At 76.1% G+C, this 19,136-nt stretch carries 12 protein-coding genes and 1 pseudogene; 6 read left to right on the top strand and 7 right to left on the bottom strand.

What is annotated here, in order from left to right; translation table 11 throughout:
* Window positions 1-14: 14 nt before the first annotated feature.
* Window positions 15-329: a GNAT family N-acetyltransferase gene (locus ACEQ2X_RS19350; RefSeq protein WP_370327502.1), complete on the bottom strand. Its 315-nt coding sequence runs from the start codon at window positions 327-329 to the stop codon at window positions 15-17.
* A complete protein-coding gene (locus ACEQ2X_RS19355; RefSeq protein ID WP_372530575.1) occupies window positions 317-3,217 on the bottom strand; it encodes a putative bifunctional diguanylate cyclase/phosphodiesterase in 2,901 nt (966 codons plus the stop codon). Before ACEQ2X_RS19355 ends, ACEQ2X_RS19350 begins: the two co-directional genes overlap by 13 nt.
* Before the next feature lie 117 nt (window positions 3,218-3,334).
* Here ACEQ2X_RS19355 and ACEQ2X_RS19360 point away from each other — a divergent pair, with 117 nt between their 5' ends.
* Both ACEQ2X_RS19360 and ACEQ2X_RS19365 read left to right on the top strand, forming a co-directional pair.
* Complete coding sequence (locus tag ACEQ2X_RS19360; protein ID WP_370327505.1) at window positions 3,335-4,594, top strand: cupin domain-containing protein; 1,260 nt, start codon at window positions 3,335-3,337, stop codon at window positions 4,592-4,594.
* 109 nt (window positions 4,595-4,703) lie between these two features.
* A complete protein-coding gene (locus tag ACEQ2X_RS19365; protein WP_370327506.1) occupies window positions 4,704-6,038 on the top strand; it encodes a cell wall-binding repeat-containing protein in 1,335 nt (444 codons plus the stop codon).
* Window positions 6,039-6,092: 54 nt separating this feature from the next.
* Here the strand turns inward: ACEQ2X_RS19365 and ACEQ2X_RS19370 are convergent, their stop codons facing one another.
* On the bottom strand, window positions 6,093-6,803 hold the full coding sequence (locus ACEQ2X_RS19370; RefSeq protein WP_370327507.1) for a phosphodiesterase: 711 nt from the start codon (window positions 6,801-6,803) through the stop codon (window positions 6,093-6,095).
* Between the two features lie 37 nt (window positions 6,804-6,840).
* Complete coding sequence (locus tag ACEQ2X_RS19375; RefSeq protein WP_370327508.1) at window positions 6,841-7,737, bottom strand: LLM class flavin-dependent oxidoreductase; 897 nt, start codon at window positions 7,735-7,737, stop codon at window positions 6,841-6,843.
* Between the two features lie 101 nt (window positions 7,738-7,838).
* Here ACEQ2X_RS19375 and ACEQ2X_RS19380 point away from each other — a divergent pair, with 101 nt between their 5' ends.
* Complete coding sequence (locus tag ACEQ2X_RS19380; RefSeq protein ID WP_370327509.1) at window positions 7,839-10,157, top strand: cell wall-binding repeat-containing protein; 2,319 nt, start codon at window positions 7,839-7,841, stop codon at window positions 10,155-10,157.
* Between the two features lie 53 nt (window positions 10,158-10,210).
* Here ACEQ2X_RS19380 and ACEQ2X_RS19385 read toward each other — a convergent pair whose 3' ends face one another.
* Together ACEQ2X_RS19385 and ACEQ2X_RS19390 are read right to left on the bottom strand one after the other, a co-directional pair.
* Window positions 10,211-10,855 carry a response regulator gene (locus ACEQ2X_RS19385; RefSeq protein ID WP_370327510.1) on the bottom strand — a complete coding sequence of 215 codons (645 nt, stop codon included), beginning with the start codon at window positions 10,853-10,855 and terminating at the stop codon, window positions 10,211-10,213.
* On the bottom strand, window positions 10,852-12,069 hold the full coding sequence (locus tag ACEQ2X_RS19390) for a sensor histidine kinase (protein WP_370327511.1): 1,218 nt from the start codon (window positions 12,067-12,069) through the stop codon (window positions 10,852-10,854). The genes ACEQ2X_RS19385 and ACEQ2X_RS19390 overlap by 4 nt, the downstream gene beginning before the upstream one ends.
* 154 nt (window positions 12,070-12,223) lie before the next feature.
* Between ACEQ2X_RS19390 and ACEQ2X_RS19395 the strand changes: the two genes are divergently transcribed.
* The 3 genes from ACEQ2X_RS19395 to ACEQ2X_RS19405 all read left to right on the top strand — a co-directional run bounded on the left by ACEQ2X_RS19395 (window position 12,224) and on the right by ACEQ2X_RS19405 (window position 17,996).
* Window positions 12,224-12,664, top strand: coding sequence for a DUF6069 family protein (locus ACEQ2X_RS19395; RefSeq protein WP_370327512.1), 441 nt, complete (start codon window positions 12,224-12,226; stop codon window positions 12,662-12,664).
* Window positions 12,665-12,796: 132 nt separating this feature from the next.
* Window positions 12,797-14,896: a cell wall-binding repeat-containing protein gene (locus ACEQ2X_RS19400; RefSeq protein ID WP_370327513.1), complete on the top strand. Its 2,100-nt coding sequence runs from the start codon at window positions 12,797-12,799 to the stop codon at window positions 14,894-14,896.
* Between the two features lie 130 nt (window positions 14,897-15,026).
* Window positions 15,027-17,996 (top strand): BTAD domain-containing putative transcriptional regulator, encoded by a 2,970-nt coding sequence (locus ACEQ2X_RS19405; RefSeq protein ID WP_370327572.1) that lies wholly within the window; start codon window positions 15,027-15,029, stop codon window positions 17,994-17,996.
* A 38-nt stretch (window positions 17,997-18,034) separates the two neighbouring features.
* Here ACEQ2X_RS19405 and ACEQ2X_RS19410 read toward each other — a convergent pair.
* Window positions 18,035-19,130: pseudogene (locus ACEQ2X_RS19410) on the bottom strand (RNA polymerase sigma factor).
* Window positions 19,131-19,136 lie beyond the last annotated feature (6 nt).

The following is a 19,136-nucleotide window of genomic DNA, read 5'->3' on the forward strand; positions in this document are numbered from 1 at the left end:
CGGGAAGGGGTGGCTCAGCCCTGGAGCAGGTCCTGGTAGTCGGGGTGCTCGGAGACCCACGACTCGACGAACCCGCACTCGGGCAGGAGCCGCTCACCGCGGCTGCGGATGTCGTCCAGGGCCTGGCGGACGAGGCGGCCGCCGACGCCCTCGCCGCGCAGCGACTCCGGCACCTCGGTGTGGACCAGCGCGATCACGGGCGGGTCGACGTCGTCGCGCAGCCGGTAGGCGATCGTCGCGAGGTCGGGGGGTCCGTCGCCCCCGGCACCGTCGAGTCGCCCCTCGTAGCGCTGCGCGTCGGCGTTGCGGGTCACGGTCAGGTCTGCCATCGGGTCTCCAGTCGCGTCGGTGACGACCTTCCCGGCGTGATCGCCTGCGCAACATCGGGCGCGATGGCCGGCGGCCCGGGCGCGGGGCGCCCGATGCGGAAGCCCTGCAGCCGCCGGCAGCCGGCGTCGCGGTGGACCTCGACCGGGACGGGCTCCTCGACCCCCTCGGCGACGACCTCGAGGTGGAGCTCAGCCGCCAGCGCCATGACCCCGCGCACGACCGCCACCGAGGCCGCGTCGTCCGGCAGGCCGTCGACGAAGCTGCGGTCGAGCTTGACGCGGTCGACGGGGAGCTGCTGGAGCCAGGTGAGGGTCGAGTAGCCGGTCCCGAAGTCGTCGAGGGCGAGGCGGGTGCCCATCTGCCGCAGCTCGATCAGCCGCTCGACGACGCCGGGCAGGTCGGTGAGCGATCGGCTCTCGACGATCTCGAGGCACACCCGCCCCGCGTCGAGGTCGTTCCGCGCCAGCGCCCGGCGGAGCGTCCCCGGCAGCCGGGGGTCGAGCAGCGTGGCGGCCGCCAGGTTGACGCACAGCATGAGCGTCGGATCAGCCCAGGTCGCGAGGTCGTCGCAGGCGGCCGAGAGGGCCCACAGGTCGAGCTCGACCACCAGCCCGCTGTCCTCGGCGGTCGGCAGGAACGACCCGGCGGTCAGCTCGCCGAGTCGGGGGTGCGCCCAGCGGAGCAGGCACTCCCCACCGACCACGGCGGCGGAGGCCACGTCCACGATCGGCTGGACGTGCAGGTGCAGCTGGTCGGAGGCCAGGGCGACGGCGAGCTCCTCCTCGAGCGAGCGGGGTGCCGACGTGCTGAGGGGCAGGGGCGTCCGCGCCGTCGCGACCTGGTTGCGGCCCTGCTCCTTGGCCCGGTACATCGCGTCGTCGGCGTGGCGCAGCAGCTCGTCGCTGCGACCGCCGGTGCCGCGGTGCACCGCGACCCCGACGCTGGTGGTCACCCGGATCTCACGACCTTCGATGCGGAACGGCTCGGCGAGGTCCTGGACCAGCCGCCGGGCGAGGTCGCCCGCGACCAGCGAGTCGGCGATCCCGTCGAGCAGGACCGCGAACTCGTCGCCGCTCAACCGGCCGACGACGTCGCCGGGCCGCAGGACGCCGCGGAGCCTGGCGGCGATCTGGCGGAGCAGCTCGTCGCCCGCCGCGTGCCCGTAGCTGTCGTTGATCTGCTTGAACCGGTCGAGGTCGCAGAACAGGACCGTGACGTCACGCCCCTCCCTGAGCGTCTCGTCGAGCCGCTGGGTGAACGTCTCGCGGTTCGGCAGCCCGGTCAGGGAGTCGTGCGCCGCCTGGTGGCGCACCGTCGCCATCAGCTGGGCGTTGCGCAGCGCCGTCGCGGCCTGGTCCCCGACGCCGCGGAGCCGGTCGAGGACGTCGCCGATCGCGTCGGCGGTGTGGGCGACCTCCCAGCCGGAGGCGACGACGCCGAGCAGCTGGTCGCCGCTCAGCAGCGGCACGACGACGACGTGCGGCACGCCGAGCGTGTCGAGCAGCCCTCGCAGGGTCGGCGTCGCCGACCCTGCGGCCACCACCATCGGCTCGCGGCGACCCAGCAGCTGGGCCAGCTCCGGGATGTCCTCCGCGCGGAGGCTCGTGGCCATGAGGAGCGCCGACGCGGCGTCGTCGAGCCCGTCGGTCGCCTCGGCGCGCAGCGTCCCGCTCGAGGGGTCCCACAGGAAGACCGCGGTGCTGTCCGCGCTGACGATGTCGCTCAGTGCGGCGGTGACCAGCCGGGCCACCTCCGCGGGCTCGTTCGTGGTCGCGAGCTGGTGGGCGAGCCGCAGCAGCGCGTTGGCGCGACGTTCGTCGCGTCGGCTGCCCTCGAGGGCGGTCAGGACGTCCAGCGCGGCGGCGGCGTGCCGCGCGTACGCGTGCAGGAGGGCTGGTTCGACGTCGTTGTGGACGGTGCGGTCGGTGTACACCGCGGCGAGCCGCCCGTACCAGCGCCGGGCGGACTCGACGTCGGCCACGAGGGCGTGCGGCAGGTGCCCGGTCGCGAGCAGCTGGCGGGCGAACTCGTCCACGCGGTCCGGGTCGAGGCCGGCGCTGCGGACCAGCGGAGGACCGCCGGCGGGGGGTTCGACGGCCAGCAGGTAGGCGGGGGCGAGCACCGCGGACGCCGCGCGCTCGGTGACGCGCTGCAGGACCACCTCGACCGAGTCGGAGTCGACCAGGTCCGACGCGGCGGACTGCAGCGCCTCCAGCTGGCCGCGGAGCGCGACCAGCTCGGCCTGGTTGCCGGAGCTGCGGTCGCGGCGACGCCACGGCAGACGCGACCGGGGCTGCCACCCCACCCTGAAGATGCAGGCCGGGTGGCCGTCGACCTGGCAGATGTGGTGGGTCGTGCGCGCCCGCGGCAGGCCGAAGACCTGCGGCACGATCGACACCAGGCCCTCGGCGAAGGTGCACACCGCCCGGTCCGGCCGGTGGCCGTCGCGCACCCGGAAGCGGATGACCGCGTGGGTCGGGCCGGTCTCGAGGGCCGCCGCCTCCGCGGCCGACGTGAACCGCTCCACGACGTCGGGCAGGCGGCCGTACACCTGGCGGGTGGTGTCGAGCGCACGCGCGACCAGCACGAGGGCGGGGTTCAACCCGTGGCGGAGGGCCTCGGCGCCGACGTCGTAGGCCAGCCGCGGGTTGTCGAGCTCCTCGGCCGCGGCGTGGATCAGCGCGACCCCCACGTCGTGGGGCACCCAGGTCGAGGCGTCGGCCAGCGACGCCGGGTCGTCGTCCACACCGGCGCGGGCGAGGACCCGGGCGACGGCTGCGTCACCGCCGTGGTCGCGGACGTGGGCGATGAGCAGGCCGATCGCGGCGCCCGACGTCTCCCGACCCGACGTCTCGCGGGGTGCCGGATCCTCCGCCTCCCGTGCCACTGCGCTCCCCACCCATCTCCGTCGACTGCGTCGGATGTCTACCCAGGACCCGTGCGGACGGCAACATGTGCGCTCTGCCAGTCTGTCGACCTACCGCACCGAGGGGAGGGCCACACCATGCCGACCCCGCGATCCACGCCGGACGTCGACGCCGTCGTGGTCGTGGACTGGTCGGCCTCGAGCCGGCCCGCCCGCGCGGGCGGCGGTCCCGACGGCATCTGGGCGGCGGTGGCCGCGACCGGGCGGGATGACCACGTGCGGTCCTTCCGCACCCGCGCCGACGCGACCGGCTGGCTCGTCGACCACCTCATCGAGCTGGCCGACGCGGGTCACCGGGTGCTGTGCGGCTTCGACCTCCCGCTCGGCTACCCGACGGGCACCGCGGCGGCGTTGGGCGCACCCCGGGAGGCCGTCCCGTGGCGCTGGCTGTGGCGGCACCTCGACCGGATCGTGGTGGACGGCGTCCGCAACCGCAACAACCGCTTCGAGGTCGCGTCGGACGCCAACGCGCGGATGAGCGGTCGCGCCGGACCGTTCTGGGGGGTCCCGCAGACCAGGTCCCTCGCCCACCTCGCCCCGGGTAGGGTCCCCTTCCCCTTCACCCTCGCGAACGGCGAGCCCATCGCTGAGCACCGCGCGACCGAGCTGGCGGTCCGCGACGTGGGCGGGGCGGCGCGGTCGGTGTGGCAGCTGCTCGGCGCCGGTGCCGTCGGCAGCCAGGCCCTGCTCGGCATCCCCCACGTCCACCGGATCCGCCACGCGCCGTCCCTCGCCGGCCGCTGCGCGGTGTGGCCCTTCGAGACCGGGTTCGCGCTCGCCGGAGCTCCCGCGGTCGTCCTGGTCGAGGTATCGGTGTCCCTGCTCGACGTCGATCCGACCCTCCACCCGGTGCGGGAGGCCGCGCAGGTGCTCGGGATGGTCGACGGGTACCGGCAGATGGCGGCGGCGGGGGAGCTCGCCTCGGCGTTCGACCCGCCGGACGTCGACGAGGCGACCCTCCGGGCGGCGTCGACGGAGGAGGGGTGGATCCTCCCGGTCCGCCGCGAGGTCACCGGCCCGTCGCCGTGGTCCCAGGGCGTCCTGCTGCCCCCGACCGCGGCGCCGGCCCACGGCGAGCGGTTCGAGGAGCTCGTCCACCGCCGCGGGGTGGTCGTCGAGCAGATCGTCAGCTCGTCGTCGCCCGACACCTCGGAGCAGATCCAGGACCACGACGAGTGGGTGCTGCTGCTCGACGGCGCCGCGACGCTCGAGGTCGCCGGCGTCCCGCTGGACCTCGCCGCCGGGCAGTGGGTCGTGCTCCCCGCCCGCACCCCGCACCGGGTCGTGTCCACAGCGGCCGGCACCCGCTGGCTGGCCGTCCACGTCCACAGTCGCTGAGCCGCGGCGTCGGACGTGCGACGCCGCGGGAACCCGGCGCGCGACGCCGGCGTCAGAGGGAGATCGAGCGGCGAGCCCCGCCGCCCCCGTCCAGGAGCCGACGAGCCCGATGTCCCTCCCCTCCCGCCCCGCGGCGCGTGTCCCCCTCCCCCTCCTGGCCGTCCTCAGCGCGGTGCTGCTGGCGGTCCTGGCCCTCCCGGCGCTGGCCCAGGACGGCGCTCCAGGTGATCCCAGCGATCCGGGTGGCGAGCCGGTGACCCCCGGCTCCGTGGTCACCGGTCGGCTGGCCGGCGACTCGCGCATCGAGACCGCGGTCGCGATCAGCCAGCGGGCGTTCCCCGACGGGGCGGCGACGGCCTACCTGGCCAACGCCGACGTCACCGTCGACGCGGTGGCCGGCGGGTCGCTGACCGACGGTCCCGTCCTGCTGGTGCCGGCCTGCGACCTGCCCCAGGTCGTGGCCGACGAGCTCGCCCGACTGGCCCCCGGCGAGGTGCTGGCCCTCGGCGGCACGGTCGCGGTCTGCGACGACGTGCTGGCGGCCGCCGGCGAGGCGGCGGCGACCGGCGGCGGCGACCCCGGTGACGGGGACCAGCCGGATCACCTCATCTCCGCCACCGCCGAGCTCGTCGACGCGAGCGGCGACGTGCCGTTCACCGTCTCGGCGACCGATCCGGGCATCGCCTACGAGGGCGGGACCTCCACCCACCTGGTCCAGGCCACGGGCACCGACGGCACGATCGTGCTGGACGACCCGCGGTTCTCCGGGGTCCTGCGAGACGGCGACGGGCAACTCGTCGTGACCGGCCGCGGGTGCGGCCCGTCGACCGAGCCCGACGGCGAGCCGACGATCGCCTGCACCGACGACTTCGCCTACGTCGAGGTGGAGGAGGGGGAGACGACGGACTTCGAGGTCACCCTCCACACCGCCGACGAGTCCGTCGGCGACGCCCCGCTGCTCGACGGCACCTACACCCTCGACCAGCCGGTCCGCTGGGAGGCCGACGCGACCGACCCCACCAGCGGCGACCCGACCGCAGAGGCCTCGGCCTTCGACGACGGGTCGGCCACCATCCGCGTGACCTACACCGTCACCTCCCCCGACGGTCCGGACGTGCCCGAGGAGCCCGGCACCGAGGTCGTCGAGTGGGCGACCCCGGACGGGACCTTCCGCACCACCGGCCACCACGACGTCGACCTCGCCCGCATCGAGGAGGGCATCGCCGCCGGCGAGCACATCGGCATCCCGAACGGCGTCATCCACCGCGGCGACGGCGGGGTGAACGTCGGGCACGACTGGCACCTCACCGACGTCGAGATCGTCGACGTGACCATCGAGGTCTGCGACGGCACCGCGGCGTACGTCGACGCGCACCTCGAGGACTTCCTCGAGATCGGCCGCTACTGCCCGTGGGGCGCGATCCCGATCGCCATCGAGCGCTGAGCCCGTGCATCGCTGAACCCGTGCGTCGCTGTGCCACCGACACCCCCTGGCGGGTCACTCCGAGGTGGCCCCCCGCTGGCTGCCGGCGTAGGCCGGACCGCGGAGCCGGTTGAGCAGCCCGGCCGGGCGCAGGCCCGGTGCGGTGTTCCACGGGTGGAAGCGGATCCGGCGCGCCTCGTCGGCCGGCAGCCGCCGTTGGAGCTGCAGGTGCGCGACCGGGTGCCACTCCCCGGACGGCGAGGCCACGACGAGGGTGAACGCCGCCTCGCCCCCGTCGACGGCCGCCTCCAGGTCCGCGATCCGCAGCGGTTCGGCCCGGGGCGGCCCCGCCCAACGCGCACCGACCACGCGGGCGCCCCCCTCCACCCGGTAGGGCAGCAGGCTCGAGAACGTCCGGCGGTCCACCCCGCGGGTCGGGCGCAGCAGGTGGCGGGCGACCGGCGCGGTCCCCGCGGTGGACAGCAGGAGGTCCTGCGGGCGTCCAGGCCCGAGGGCATCCGGCAGCCGGACCGCCAGGCCGAGCACGTCGGGGACGCCGTCGGGCAGCCCGGCTCCCTTCGAGAGGCGGACGAGCGCCGGACCAGCCTCGACGCCGGGCAGGCGCACACCCCGACCGACCAGGGTCAGCGCGCCGGCGAAGGTCACCCCCCGCGGGTGGAACGCGCGGGCGTCCCGGACCCTGGCGAGCGCGGTGAACAGCGCCGTCGTCGCCCGCCGGATCACCGGCGGCACGGGCTGGTCGTGCGGGGGAGCGGTCTGGTCCATCACCTGGCCCTCCCCCGGTTCGCGTCACCGCACGCGGTCACCCGCGCTCGGCGGCCACCTGCTGGCGGACGGCGGGGGCGACCTCGCCGGCGAAGCGCTCGATGGTCTCCGCCTCGTCGGTCTGCAGGATGAAGCCGCTGATGCCGTGCTCGAGGGCCATGTCGACCAGGTCCTCGGCCCACCTCTCCGGCGGACCCTGGAGGACCCCCTCGGCTCGGGGTCCGAACCGGCCCTCGATGTTCAGGAGCCGGCGGACGTCCCCGGGGTCACGACCCGCAGAGGCCGCGCCCTCGTCGATCCGGCGGCTCATGTCCCGGAGGGCTGCGGGCCCGTCGGAGAGGTAGCCGAGGGACGGCAGCCACCCGTCGGCCAGGCGGCCGATCAGCTCGAGCATCCGCGGCCCGTACGCCCCGACCCAGATGCCCATGTCGTGCGCCGGCGCCGGCCCGCGCTTCGCCCCGTCCACGCGGTGGTGGTCGCCATCGACGACCAGTCGGCCGCGCTCGTCCGCCGCCCAGATCCCGCGGATGATGGCGATGGCCTCCTCGAGCGCCTGGACCGACTCCCCGGCCGACAGCCGCCGGCCGCCCATCGCGACGATCGCGTCCCAGAACGCGCCGGCGCCGAGTCCGAGCTCCACCCGCCCGCCGCTCAGCCGGTCGAGGGACGCGGCGCTGCGAGCGAGGACCGCCGGGTTCCTGAGCGGCAGGTTCGCCACGTCGGGGACCAGGTCGATGCGGTGGGTGACCGCGGCGACGTAGCTGAGCAGCGTCCAGGTGTCGGCGAACGCCGGTTGGTACGGGTGGTCCTGGAACGCCACCAGGTCGAGGCCGGCGTGGTCCGCGACCCGGGCGAGCTCGACCGGGCCGTCGGGCGGGTCGGTCACCGGCGTGAGGAACACCCCGAACTGCAGGTCGTGGCCGAGATCGGGCATCGGGGGCTCCTGTCCGTCGGGCGTGCGGCAGCCCCAGTTGTACCGGCCTGCGGACCCGGGTCCTCCGGTATGCTCCCGCCCCCGCTCGAGGAGCAGTCCCCATGAGCCGTGCGCGTGCCCGCGCAGCCCTGTCCGTCGTCGTCGCGGCGGCGCTCGCCCTGGCCGCGACCGCCGTCCCGGCGACCGCGATCCCCGAGGGGCCAGACCATCCCTCCCCCGAGTGGACCGCGCGGGAGGCCGCCAACTACGCGCGGACCCTCGAGTCGCCGGCCGAGCACCTGGCCGACCCGACCTTCCAGGCCCGGCTGGCCGAGCAGGGGATCGCCAACGTCGCGGCGTTCACCGAGCGGACGCTGACCGAGCCGTGGTGGCGCAGCGAGGGCAACATCTGCGCGACGTGGGGTGAGGAGTGCGCCGGCGACCCGTTCCGCTACCCGGGCGTCGACCCGTTCCACGACCTGGTCGGCCAGGTCGAGCCGGTCGAGTTCCACGACGCCCAGGGCGCCCGCCTGAGCGGCCGGGTGTGGGCGCCGCTCGACGCCGAGCCCGGCGACGACCTGCCCGGCGTCGTGATCGTCAACGGCTCGGTGCAGGCGCCCGAGACCCTCTACTGGTGGCTCGCCCAGGCGCTGGTCCGGACGGGCTACGTGGTGCTGACCTTCGACCCGCGGGGGCAGGGGCGGTCGGACTCCGTCACGCCCGACGGGATGCCCGGCTCGAACCTCGAGCCGTCGGTCTTCCAGACGAACCTCGTCGACGCGATCGACTTCTTCCTCTCCACCCCCGACCGGCCGTACCCCGGGGAGGGGAACGGGCCCGCCGGGACCGCGCACAACCCGTTCTGGGACGTCATCGACCCCGACCGGCTCGGGGCGGCGGGGCACTCCGCTGGCGCGGTCGGGGTGACGGTCGTGCAGGGGCTCGAGCCGTGGCCGGGCGTCAGCGGCACCGAGAACCCGATCGACGTGATCGTCGCCCTCGACAACCTGGCGCTGCAGGACGACCAGATCGACTCCGGCGGGACCGACCTGCCCGCGCCCCCGTCGGGCGTGGCCGCCGACGACGTGACCCCGCGGGTGCCCGCGATGGGCCAGGCCGGCGACTACTTCCTGACGCCGGTCCCCTTCGTCCAACCACCGGACCCGGAGCTGAAGATGTACGGGTTCGACCTGTGGCGCGACGCGGGCGTCCCCGCCTACCAGGTGCAGCTGCAGGCCGGCACGCACTTCGAGTTCTCCCAGCTGCCGCTGTTCCCCGCGACGCCGTGGGAGGAGGGGAACGCGATGGCCCAGCACTTCGCCGTCGCCTGGTTCGACCGCTGGTTGAAGGTCGAGGGGGAGGAGGGGTGGGCCGACGCCGACGCCCGACTGCTCGACGACGCGACGTGGCGGCAGGACCTGTCCTTCTACTTCCGCTCCGCCCGGGCCTTCGCCGACCGGGGCGGCGCCGCCCACGTGTGCCTCGACATCCGCGCGGGCTGTGACGACGTGCCCCTGCCGGTCGTCGAGCGGGTGGCCGGGACCGACCGGATCGCCACCGCGGCGGCGGTCACCGACCGCACCGTCGAGCGGGCCGACGTCGTCGTGCTGGCCCGCGCCGACGACCACGCCGACGCCCTGGTCGGCGGCCCGCTCGCGACGGTCCTGGGCGCCCCGCTGCTGCTGACCTCCTCCGACGGGCTGTCGGCGGCCGCCGCGGACGCGATCGAGGCCGTCGATGCCCGCCACGCGATCCTCCTCGGCGGCGAGGCCGCCCTCGGCCCGCAGGTCGTCGCGGACGCAGAGGCCCTGCACCTGACCGTGTCCCGCCTGGCCGGGGAGGACCGGTTCGCCACCGCCGCCGCGGTGGCCGACGAGATCGGGGACACCGAGGTTGTCTTCCTGGCCGAGGGCGCCGACGTCGACCCGGCCCGCGGGTGGCCGGACGCGCTGTCGGCCTCGGGCCTGGCCGCCGTGCTCGGCGTGCCGGTCCTGCTCGCCACCACCGACGACCTGCCGCCACCGACCGCCGAGCGGCTCGCTGACCGCGAGGTCCTGCTCGTCGGCGGGCAGGCGGCTGTGGGCCCGGCGGTCGAGGCCGAGGCAGCGTCGCTGGCCGCATCCCTCCGGCGCCTGGCCGGCCCCGACCGCTACGCCACGTCGGCGGCGGTGGCCGCCGAGGCGATCGAGCGCGGGGCGGACCCGGCCATCACGTACGCCGCCTCCGGCGGGGGCTGGCCGGACGCCCTGCTGGCCGGCGCCGCGACGGGGCACGCCGGCGGGCTGCTCGCGCTGGTCCACCCGACCGACCTCGACGCGTCGCCGACGACCCGGGACCTGCTCGCCGCGACCCGGCCCGACATCGAGTCCCTCCGCGTGGTGGGCGGCCCCGCGGCCGTGGCCGACGCGGTGTTCGACCGCGTGGCCTCCGTCGCGTCCTAGCTCCTGCCGTCCCCCTTGGCGCCACCGGGGCCCGGCCCCCCTGTGTCGGGATGTCAGGGGTCTCGCGCCTCGTGGGCCAGCAGCGCGATCTGGGTGCGGTTCCCGAGCCCGAGCTTGGTGAAGATGTGGGAGACGTGGGCCTTCACCGTCGCCACGCTCATGAACAGGGCCTCGGCGATCTCGGCGTTCGATCGCCCGTCCCCGATCGCGTGCGCCACCTCGCGCTCCCGGTCGCTCAACGCCGCCAGCGCGTCCCGCGCCCGAGCCCGGGTCGCCTCCGCGTCGAGGGCGAGGTCCAGCAGCCGACGGGTCGCGTCCGGGGACAGGATCGGCTCGCCCCGTGCCACGCGGCGGATGGCGTCGACGATGGCCTCCGGCGGGGTGTCCTTGACGAGGAACCCCGTCGCGCCCGACCGCACCGCCGCCAGCACGTTCTCGTCGGTGTCGAACGTGGTGAGGACCACGACCTCCGGGGCGTCGGGCTTCTGGCGCAGCCGGCGGGTGGCGGTGACCCCGTCGACGTCGGGCATGCGGATGTCCATCAGCACCACGTCGGGTGCCGCGGACGCCACCGCCGGGGGGACCTCGCGGCCGTCGGCGGCCTCGCCGACCACCTCGACGTCCGGGGCGCCGTCGAGGAGCAGCGCCAGCCCCTTTCGGACCAGCGCGTCGTCGTCGACCACCAGGACCCGGATCACGGTGCGGACCACGGTAGTCGGGCGCGGACGCGGAACGACCCCTCCACCGGTCCGACCTCGAGGTCCCCGCCGGCCAGGGCCACGCGCTCGGCCATGCCGACCAGGCCGGTCCCGCTGCCCGGGACCGCCGCGCCCCCACGCCCCGTCGGGTCGACGCGCACCGGGTTGACGACCTCCACGACCAGCGACCCGCCCTCCGCGCCGGCGACCGCCACCTCGACGGGGCGGCCCGGCGCGTGCTTGCGGGCGTTGGTCAGCGCCTCCTGCACCACGCGGTACGCCGCGCGACCCGCGGCCGCCGGCACCCCGTCGGGATCGGCGGAGCAGGTGAGCTCGACGATCGCGCCGGCCCGCCGCGAGTCCTCCACCAGGGCCGGGAGGTCCGACAGGGTCGGCTGGGGCGGGGAGGTGTGGCCGTCGGCGGCGGTCCCGTCCTCGGCGCGGAGCACGTCGATGACCTGGCGGAGCTCCTCGAGCGCCTGGTGGGCACCGGTCCGGATCACCGATGCCGCCTCGGCCAGCCGCTCGGCGGACGCCTCGCGGTTGTACTCGACCGCGCCGGCGACCATCGCGAGCAGGCTCAGCCGGTGCGCCAGCACGTCGTGCATCTCACGAGCGATGCGGACCCGCTCGGCGCGACGGGCCTCGGCCACGCGGGCGGCCTGCTCGGCCTCGGCCCGCTCTGCCCGCTCGGTGAGGGCCACGAGGACCTGGCGGTGGGCCTGGGACCACGCGCCCCAGCCGACCACGGCGGCGTACCCGGCGGCCACCGCCACGAGCCACCACCCGAGCAGCCCGCCCTCCGCCGGCCGCCACGCCTGGCGGACGACCTGTGCGGCCACCGCCGCCACCGCGGCCGGGACCGACGCCGCGAGCGGCACCTGGGTGGCGAGCCACAGCAGCGCGGTCCCCGCGAGCGGCGTCGCGGTCGGTGCCACCGCGCTCAGCGCCACGTACCCGACCGCGGCGGCGAGCGGCTGGCGGAGGGCCAGGGGGAGCGCCAGGGCCCCGCCGAGGCCGACGACCGCGTCCAGCACCACCACGACGCGGGAGGGGCGGGGGGTGACCGCCAGCTGTCCCGTGAGGACGCCGGCGACCAGGACGGCGGCCACGACCACCACGATGATCGCCGTGCCCCCGGCCGGGTCGGACGACCGGACCCGCCGTGCCGCGCCGAGCGCCGCGACGGCGGTGCGTGCGCGCGGGGGTGACATGACGTCGACGCTATGCACCGGGCGGGGCCGGCGAATCCGACCGAAGTCGATGTCCTGCCGACGGACGGTGGTGGCGGTGCCGACCGGTGCCGGATGCGTGATGCCCGTCGTCCGCGCGACGGTGGTCCGGTCCGATCAGCGAGAGGAGCCCATCGTGCAGACCCGATCCCCCCGTCCCCGAACCCGCATGCGCATCGGCGCGGTGCTGGCCGCCACGGCCTCCGCGCTGATCGCGTGGTCCGCCATCAGCCCGCTCGGCGGCGTGGACCTCGTCGTGCCCACCGGGACGACCACCCGCACCGTCGACGCGCTCGACGTGGCGTTCGCGGCCGTCCTGTCCGGTGTCGCCGGCTGGTGCGTCGCGGCACTCCTCCAGCGCCGCGCCGACCGGCCGCGCCGCACCTGGCTGGCCACGGCGACCACCGTGTTCGTCCTCTCCCTCACCGGCCCCCTCACCAGCGGTGCGGCGGCGTCGGTCACGGGATCGCTCGTCGCCCTCCACGCCGTCGTCGCGGCCGTGGTGATCCCCCAGCTCGCCCGCACCCTCCCCGCCGGTCCGGTCCGCGTCGGTCGCGCCGCGCCCGCCCGGTCCTGATCCGGTGTGTCGGTACGCCCGTCACCGGGACCGGCGTACCGACACAGGATGGTCTCGCGGCCTCGTGCCCGCCCGGCGGTCCCGGCCACCACCGTGCAGCGATCGTGCAGCGGCCCGGCGCACCATCTGGACATGCGATCGACGGGCATGCGGACGGTGGGGGAGCACATGGGACGGACGGCGACCAGACGAGCCCGCGGGGTGGTGAGCGGGTTGGTGCTGGTGCTCACCGCGGTGGTGCTCGCACCACCGGCGCAGGCGCAGGGCTCCGGCACGATCGTGTTCATCCGGGACGCGAACGTCTGGATCATGGCCGCCGACGACCCCGCGTCCGCGCGAGCGGTGACGACCGACGGCACCGCCGACGCCCCCTACATCGCCCCGACCCAGGACGACGAGGGGACGATCTACGCGGTCACCTCCGACGGCTACGGCCAGATCGTCACGCTGTCCCAGGACGGGGCCCAGCTCGCACCGCCGTTCCGCCCCCAGGTCCAGCAGAAGATCGACGACCTCGACCTGTCCCCCGACGGCCGGGTGCTCGCGATCACGTCGTACCAGTCGAACTCGACCTCGATCGGTGCCATCTTCACGTTCTTCATGGACTTCGTGCACGTCGACGGCAGCGGGTCCGACGGGCTCAGCCGCAACGTGGACGGGTCGTACGGCTCCTTCTACACCGACGATGACGTGGTGCTGGCCCCCTACGCCGACAGCCCGTACGAGATCGCCGGCCTCACCACCCACCGGGTGGGCACGAGCGGGCAGGACCCCTGGTTCGACACCTGCCGCAAGGCCGATGACATCTTCGGGCCGGACGGCGCCTTCCCCGACGGGTGCGCCATCGTCTCGGAGCCCCAGATCGACCGGTCGCTCAGCCGCATGGCCGCGCTCGGGTTCGACCCCATCGCCGAGACCGGCGAGCTGATCGTCTATGCGCTGTCGGGGCCGCCACCGACCCAGCCCTCCCGGGAGTGCAGCCTGCCGTTGCCCGACGGCTCGGCCAGCTTCGACCGGCCGGATTGGTCCCCCGACGGAGACGCGCTGGTCTGGGGATACGGAGGGTCGCCGTCCGCCCCGGCGGGCATCTACGTGGCCACCGGCGTGGCCGGCGGCTGCCAGGCGGCGTTGGATGCAGCCCAGCTGGTCGCCCCCGGCGGCTCCTGGCCCGACTGGAGCCCCGCCCCGCTGGGTGCCAGCCCGTCCGTCCCCGACCCCTTCGACCCGTCCACCCCCACCCCCGGTGGGCCCGGCGCCCCCCTGGTCGACGGTGCCCGGCTGGACGGCGGCGGGACCACCGACCCGGTCGCCCAGGCCGTGGCGACCTCGCAGGCCCTGTTCGCCGACGGCCGTGCCGACCGGGTGGTCCTCGCCACGGCCGACCGCTTCCCCGACGCGCTGGCCGGCACCGCCCTCGCCGGCGACGACGGCCCGATCCTCCTGACCGCCGGCCTCGGCGACCTGGACCCGCGGGTGGAGGCGGAGATCGCCCGGGTCACCGGCGGTCACGGCACGGTCCTGGTCCTGGGCGGCACCTCCGCGGTGTCGGACCGGGCGGCGGCCCAGGCGATCGCCGCCGCCGGCAACCGCACCTGCGCCGCCCCGCTGCCGACGTCGTGCCGGTACGCCGGCAGCGGCCGGGAGGAGACCGCGGCACTCATCGCGGGGACCGTGATCGCCGAGGCGCCCGACGGCGTGGCGTTCATCGCCCGCGGCGACGACTTCGCCGACGCGATCACCGGTGGGGCCCTGGCCGCCGCGACGAGGGTCCCGATCCTGCTGACACCGCCCGATTCCCTGGCGCCACCCACCGCGGCCTTCCTGACCGAGCACGACATCGAGCTGGCGATCGTCCTCGGAGGACCGGCCGCGGTGGACGAGGCGACGTACGCGGCGTTGCCGGTCCCGCAGCGCAGGCGGGTCGCCGGAGACGAGCGGACCGGGACCGCGGCCGCCATCGCCACCCAGCTGTGGGACAGCGCCCAGATCGGCCACGGCGGGATCGTCCTGGTCAACGTCCGCGCCGCCGACGGCTGGCAGACGGCCTTGACCGCCGCGGTGGCCTCGGCGGTGCACGACGCGCCGCAGCTGGGCGTCGAGAACCCACCGGCGGGTCTGAGCGCGCCCACCCGCCAGGTCCTGGCCGGGGTGGAGGGGCCGATCATGGCCTTCGGCGGTCCCGATCTCGTCAGCGACGCCCAGCTCGAGGAGGCCACCGCGGCCCGCGGCTGACCCCACAGCGCCCCACGTCCGCGGGCGCAGACCGGTGTAGGGTCCTCCCAGGTCCACGGCTGGGAGGGATGCCCTGGAGTACCGACTCCTCGGGCCGCTGGAGGCGGTCAGCGACGCCGGTGTCGTCCGCATCGGCCGACCCAAGCCGCGCGCGCTGCTCGCCGCCCTCTTGCTCCGAGACGGCCGCACGGTCAGCAACGCTGCGCTCGTCGACGACCTGTGGGGCACGGCCCCACCGAGCAACCCGACGGCGACGTTGCACAGCCACGTCGCCGCCCTCCGCCGCTACCTCCGTCCCCACGGAGCCGCCGACGCGCTCGTCACCGAACCGGGCGGCTACGCACTGCGCATCCCACCGGACGCCCTCGACGTCGCCCGCTTCGACGCCCTGGCCGCCGCCGGGGCCGCCGCGGCCGAGCGAGGCGCGCTCGACGAAGCCGACCGGGCCTGCACCGCCGCACTCGCCCTCTTCCGCGGTCCACCCCTCGCAGATCTGCGCGACCTGGCGTTCGCCGCCGCGGCGGCCGCCCGGCTCGACCGGGCCCGCCTGCAGGTGCGGCACCGCCGCGTCGACGTCCGCATGGCGCGCGGCCGGCACGCCGAGCTCCTCGGCGAGCTCCACGAGCTGGTGGTCGCCGAGCCGCTCGACGAGCGGTTCTGGTGCCAGCTGATGCTCGCCGAGTACCGGGTCGGCCGGCACGCCGAGGCGCTCGAGACCTACGCGACCCTCTGCCGCCGCCTCGACGACGAGTTGGGGCTGCGGCCCGGCCCCGAGGCCCAGGCGCTGCAGCAGGCGATCCTCCGCCACGACGCCTCCCTCCTCGTCGCCGACGTCGAGGCGCCGGCCGGCGCCACGTCGACGGCGTCCCCGCGCACCCGGGAGGTCGTCGGCGCCCCCCCGCCCGCCGACAGGCTGATCGGTCGCGACGGGGAGGTCGAGGCGGTCCTCCGGCGGCTCCGGACCGACCGGGTCGTCACCCTCACCGGGCCGGGGGGCATCGGCAAGACCCGGCTCGCCGTCGCCGTGGCCACCGCCGCAGCGGCCCGGGATGACCAGCCGGTCGTCTTCGCCGACCTGGCATCGACCACCGACGCCGAGGACGCGCTCGTCGTCCTCGGCGACCTGCTCGAGGCAGACCGTCCACCGCACCGCACCGGACTCGAGGCGATCACCGCCCACATCGGCACGTCAGCGGCGCTGGTCGTGCTCGACAACGTCGAGCAGATCCCTGCCGTCGGGGCCGTCGTCGCCGGTCTGGTCCACGACTGCCCCGCCCTCACCGTCCTGGTCACCAGCCGCCTGCCGCTGCGCATCCCCGCCGAGGTGCGCCACCCCCTCCAGCCGCTCGCGGTGCCGCCCCCGGACGCGCCGGACCGGGTCGTGGCAGCCGCCGACGCGGTCGTGCTCCTCCTCGAGCGGGCCCGGGCAGCGAACGCGGACGTCCGCGGGCTCGAGGCCGACCTGTCCGACGTCGCGCGGTTGTGCCGGCTCCTCGACGGCGTGCCGCTCGCCCTCGAGCTGGCCGCGGCGCGCACGGCCGCGCTCCCGGTCGGCGTCCTGGTCGAGCGCATCCGCGCCGGCCTCGACCTCGGCGACCAGCGATCGGGACGGCCGGCGCGCCACCGCACCCTCCACGCGACCCTGGCATGGAGCCACGGGCTGCTCGGTCCGGCCGCCCGACGGCTCCTGGCCCACCTGAGCGTCTTCGCCGGCGGCGCGCCGCTGGCGGCCGTCGAGGCGGTCTGGGCGGCCCCGGGGGACGACCGCGGCGCGTCCGCCCTCGACGTCCTGACGTCGCTGGTCGATGCGGGGCTGGTCCGCCACGACCCGGTCGCGGGCCGGCCGAGGTACCGGGTACCCGAACCGGTCCGCGGCTTCGCACGGGACCGGTTGCGCGACACCGGCCAGCTCGACGCGGTGCGGACCGCCCACGCCGCGCACTTCACCGCGCAGGCCCGCCGGGACGCGCCGCCGTCCGGGTTCACCGACACCCGCCGGCTGCCCCACCTCGACCACGACGTCGAGAACCTCCGCGCCGCCCTGCGCTGGTGGCTCGACAGCGGCGCGGTGGGGCGGGCGGCGGAGCTGTCCACCGGCCTGTACCGCTGGTGGTCCTCCACAGGCCGCTTCGCCGAGGGACGCCGGTGGCTCGAGGCGGTGCTGGCCGCCGACGACCGCGCTGGGCGCGTCCTCTCCGCGCCCGCGCGCGCCGAGCTCCTGATGTGCGAGGGGTTCCTCGCGGCCAACCAGGCCGACTTCCCCCACGCGCAGTCCCGGTACGCCGAGAGCGCCGAGGTGTGGCGATCCGCCGGCGTCCCCGCCGGCGAGGCGCGCTGCCGGTACGGCCAGGGGTCGGTGGCCCTCGGGCTCAACCGGCCCGCGGAAGCCCAGCGCCACTACGACGCCGCGCTGGCACTCGCCCGGGAGGCCGGGGACGACGTGCTGGAGGTCAGGGTCCTGCAGGGTCTGGCCGGGGCCGCCGAAGCGGCGGACGAGGTCCCCGCCGCCCACGACGCGTACCGCATGGCCCTCGACGCGGCCCGGCGGTCGGGCAGCCTGGCCGACGTCGCGCACGGGGCCGTCGGACTTGCCCTGACGACGCTGGCCGGCGGGGACCCCGAGGGAGCTGAGGTCCTCGCCGTCGAGGCGCTCGAGGCCGCGGACGCCACCGGGTCGGCTGCGGTCGTGGCCGGCGTGCAGCTGCTCGCCGGCGTCGTCGCCGTCGGGCGGGGCGATGCCGACGCCGCCGCCCCTCGCTTCGGGGACGTGCTGGTGCGGTCGGTGCAGGCCCAACGGCCCGCCTACGTGAGCGAGGCGCTCGAGGGGATCGCCGCCGTGCTGGTGCTGCGCGGTGACCTGGTCGGGGCGGCCCGGTCGCTCGGGACCGCCGCCCGCGTCCTCGACGAGGTCGGTCTGCCCCCTGAGGACGGCATCCACCGGCAGGTCTTCGACCGCTGCGCCCAAGAGGTACGGGACCGCCTGCCGCCGGACGAGGTCGACCGCGCGATGGCGGAGGGGGCCGCTCGGGGGCTCGCCGACCTCGACGACGACGCGGTCACCGGCCTGCTCGCCGCCGCGGGCCTGACCGCGGACGTGTGACGGCCTCCCTGGTCAGCAGACCTGGTCAGCAGATCTGGTCAGCCGTCCGCGGCGGCGAGCGCCCGACCGTTCAGGTAGCGCTGCTCCGGCGTGCTGGACGTCAGCCGGGCGGCCGTCGCGAAGCGCTCGGCAGCCGCGGCGCGCTGCCCGGCCATATCGAGGAGGTGGCCGGTGACGGCGTGGAGGCGGTGGTGGCGACGAAGCGACGGGTCGTCCGCCAGGGGCCCGACGATCGCGAGGGCCGCGGTCGGCCCGTCCCGCATCGCGACGGCCACCGCCCGGTTGAGGGTCACCGCCGGTCCGGGGGCGACCCGCTCCAGCATCTCGTAGAGCGCGACGAGCTGGGCCCAGTCCGTCGCCTCCCAGGCGGGCGCCTCGGCGTGCACCGCGGCGATCGCCGCCTGCAGCTGGAAGGCGCCGACCTCGCCGACGGGGAGGATCCGCTCCAGGAGGGCGACCCCTTCGGCGATCTGGTCCTGGTCCCACCGGCGCCGGTCCTGGCCCTCGAGGGGGACCAGGTCACCGCGCTCATCCACGCGCGTGCCGCGACGGGCGTCGGTCAGCAGCATCAGCGCGAGCAGGCCGGCGACCTCCGGGTCCGTCGGCACGAGCTCGCAGAGCGACCTGGTGAGCCGGATCGCCTCCCCGGTCAGCCGCACGTCGACGAGCCGGTCACCGCGAGAAGCGGTGTGCCCCTCGGTGAAGACGAGGTGGAGCACGTGGAGGACCGCGGCGCTGGGCGGTCGTCAGGCCCGCAACCGCCCGCAGGGTCAACGCGACCTGGGAGCTCCGCGTCAGGACGGGGTGGCAGCACAGCAGCAGCAGGGGGAGGGTGTCGTCGCGGTCCGGCACGGCGACGGTCTCCGCATCGGGCGACAGGGCGACGCGCGCCTCGCGGGCGGACCGTGCGCGCTCGCTGCGGATCGCGTCGACGACCCGGCGAGAGGCGACGCGCACGAGCCACCCCCGCGGGTGGTCGGGCACACCCTCGACGGGCCACTGCACCGACGCGGCGAGCAGCGCCTCCTGCGCGGCGTCCTCACACCGCTCGACGTCGCCGTACCGGCGGATCAGCGCCCCGAGGACGTGCGGGGCCTCGCGGCGCCACACGTCCTCGAGCCGGACCTGGCTCACCGCCGG

It is taken from the genome of Euzebya sp., assembly GCF_964222135.1.
GTDB lineage: Bacteria > Actinomycetota > Nitriliruptoria > Euzebyales > Euzebyaceae > Euzebya.